Raw genomic sequence first — 2,812 nt, forward strand, 5'->3', positions numbered from 1 at the left:
CCCGGGCCAAACCGCCGCCCCTGGCGCCTTACCCGGGGCCTGGGAGCCCTGGGGGCGCGGGGGGGGGGGGGGCCTGCTCGGCCCCCACCGCCCCACCGCCCCAGCTCACGGCCGCCAGCAGGGCCGCGCCGCACAGCCAGCCACGCCGGCCATACCGTCTGAAATCCGACATCCCGTTGCCTCGAATTCTGTTACAAACGGGTTACGGTAGAACGGTTTATTTGCGGTGCCCAGCCCGTGCCGCGGTCGCTTTCACAGGCTCCGGCGGACGCGCCAGCGCGGCCACGCGATAGTCGAAACACAGGACGCCGGCCAAATACGGTGCCGCGAACGCCTTGAACGCATCATGCGCGGGATCGAAGAAGCCCGGCTGGGTCACGACCGGCCGGCCGACATAATAATTCCGGTCCCCTTCCGAGCGAAAACTCACCAGAAAGCCCATCTGGTACCCCTCGTCCGTGCCCTCGCCGCTGTTCTGAAAGCCGGTCTCGATCGACTCGACCACCGGACGGCCATCCGGACGACGGGAATCGACCGCCAGTTCCAGAAAGCGCCGGGCCACCTCCGCCTTCTGGAACGGCGTCACACTCTTGAGGAAGCGGAACAGCACCACATGCCGGATCAGGGCCGGGCGAAATCCGGGCGCGGTAAAGGCGGCAACCCCGACCTGGGCCAGATCCTGCTGCACCGCGACGGCGGCGGCATCGGGCGGCGGCGGCGTCGCGGGCGATGTCGCGATCGGCAGGGAATACGGATCGGCCAGCGCGGCCGCCGTCGGCGACAGCGCCGCCACGGTCAGGCCGAGGCTCGCGGCCGCGATCATTTTGCGCACCAACATCGTCACTCCCTCCTGGTTCCCGCCCCGTCAGGCCAACGCCGCCTGACGCGCGAATTTCTTCTGGCGTATGCGAATCAGATGATACATGCCCCGCGCGACCAGTTCATGCACCCAGCCATGCGGCGCGATCCCGATCGTCTTCAGGATCATCCCGGTCACGCGCACAGTGTGCCGGGGCTGATAATAGCGCATCGCCCGCGCCATATAAGCCGCAATGCAGCGGCCATGGTCATACGGCAGGCCAACCGGATCGTTGGTCGTATGATAGGCCGAGGCAAGTTCGTCATCCTCGCTTTCCGTCACCCGACCCAGCGCAATGCGCATGCGCTGCCACACACCCAGCTTCTCGCGTTTCAGGTATCGGTTCATGTGGTCGTAGAACAGCTTGAAATGCCTGTATTCGTCCGCCGCGATCTGCCGACAGATCGCCTTCAGCAGCGGCTCGTCCGTGGCATCGGCCAGGGCGGTATAAAAGGATGAGGTCCCCGTCTCGACCATGCAGCGGGCAATCAGCTCGCCGGTGCGCGATCCGCGAATGGACCGATCGACCTCCAGTTCCAGCTTGTACGACGCGCGATACCGTTCGAACGCCAGCGGATAGTCCCATGACGGGTCCGCCAGCATCGCCCACCGCCCCAGCGCGTCGCCATGCTGCACTTCCTCGATCGCCCAATTGTCCGCCGCCGCGCGAAAGGCCGGATCGTCGAAGAACACATTGTTCAGATAATGCGCATAATCCACGCCGTTCCGCTCGACGACCGACGCCGCCTTGACCAGTTGGACGATATCGGGGTCGACGCGCGCCGGATCGAAACAGTCCCAATCCATCTGCTCAAGGCGCCAGTGTTTCATCGTACTCCGTCTTTCATGCCATCCGCCCCGCTTCCCTCTTTCCCGTCCTTCCATGCGGAAGGGCATATACGAAGCCTGAACAAGTCCTTTTCAGCATCCGAGATGGCATAAACCGGCCGATTATGCCATGCAGACGATCGCTGGCGCATACGCGGCCGGTGCACCGTCCGGGCTTCCCGAGACGCAACGACAACAAACGCGGATCATAACCGTATGAACATACACGAATATCAGGCGAAAGCCCTGTTGAAGGGATTCGGCATGCCCGTGCTGGACGGGCGGGTCGTCCGTTCACCCGACGAAGCCCTGGTGGCCGCCCGCACGATCGGCGGCCCGATCGTCGTCGTCAAGGCACAGATTCATGCCGGCGGTCGCGGCGCCGGCCATTTCGCCGACGATCCGGGCGGCAAGGGCGGCGTCCGCCTGGCCCGCACGCCCGACGACGCGCAGCAGGCCGCCGTCGCGATGCTGGACAGCACGCTGATCACCCGCCAGACCGGCCCGGCCGGCCGCATCGTCCGCCGCCTGTATATCGAAGCCGGCTGCGAGATCGCGCGCGAACTCTATCTCTCCCTGCTGGTCGATCGCGCCACCGGCCGCATCGTCATCGTCGCCTCCCAGGACGGCGGCATGGCGATCGAAGACGTCGCCGCCGCCACGCCGGAGCGCATCCTGAAAGAGGCGATCGACCCCGCCATCGGCCTGTCCGACTACCAGGCCCGCACTCTCGCGGCGCGGCTGGACCTCCACGGCCGGTCGATCCGCGCCTTCACCACCGTGCTGCGCGCGGCCTACGAGGCGTTCGTGTCGCTCGACGCCGCGATCGTCGAGATCAACCCGCTGGTCGTCACCGGCTCGGGCGACCTGGTGGCGCTCGACGCCAAGATGAGCTTCGACGACAACGCCCTGTTCCGCCATCCGGAACTGGAAGAACTGCGCGACGAGAACGAGGAAGACCCCCGTGAGCGCGAAGCCGCCCGCCACGGCCTGGCCTATGTCGGGCTGGACGGCACGATCGGCTGCATGGTCAACGGCGCCGGCCTGGCCATGGCGACCATGGACATCATCAAGATGGAAGGCGAGGAACCGGCCAACTTCCTCGATGTCGGCGGCGGCGCCTCG

The 2,812-nt window shown here is 66.2% G+C and carries 3 protein-coding genes; 1 reads left to right on the top strand and 2 read right to left on the bottom strand.

Features of this window, described 5'->3' with window-relative positions; translation table 11 throughout:
- Window positions 1-217: 217 nt before the first annotated feature.
- The gene (locus ABF821_RS20605) at window positions 218-838 is read right to left on the bottom strand and encodes a Dabb family protein (protein WP_375288991.1); all 621 of its coding nucleotides are present in this window, start codon (window positions 836-838) and stop codon (window positions 218-220) included.
- 27 nt (window positions 839-865) lie between these two features.
- Window positions 866-1,690: a ferritin-like domain-containing protein gene (locus ABF821_RS20610; protein WP_183009191.1), complete on the bottom strand. Its 825-nt coding sequence runs from the start codon at window positions 1,688-1,690 to the stop codon at window positions 866-868.
- Window positions 1,691-1,903: 213 nt separating this feature from the next.
- Here ABF821_RS20610 and sucC point away from each other — a divergent pair.
- On the top strand, window positions 1,904-2,812 hold a 909-nt coding region (sucC, locus tag ABF821_RS20615), incomplete at its 3' end, for an ADP-forming succinate--CoA ligase subunit beta (RefSeq protein WP_415531423.1).

This window comes from Gluconacetobacter sp., assembly GCF_047721585.1.
Taxonomy (GTDB): Bacteria; Pseudomonadota; Alphaproteobacteria; order Acetobacterales; family Acetobacteraceae; genus Gluconacetobacter; species Gluconacetobacter dulcium.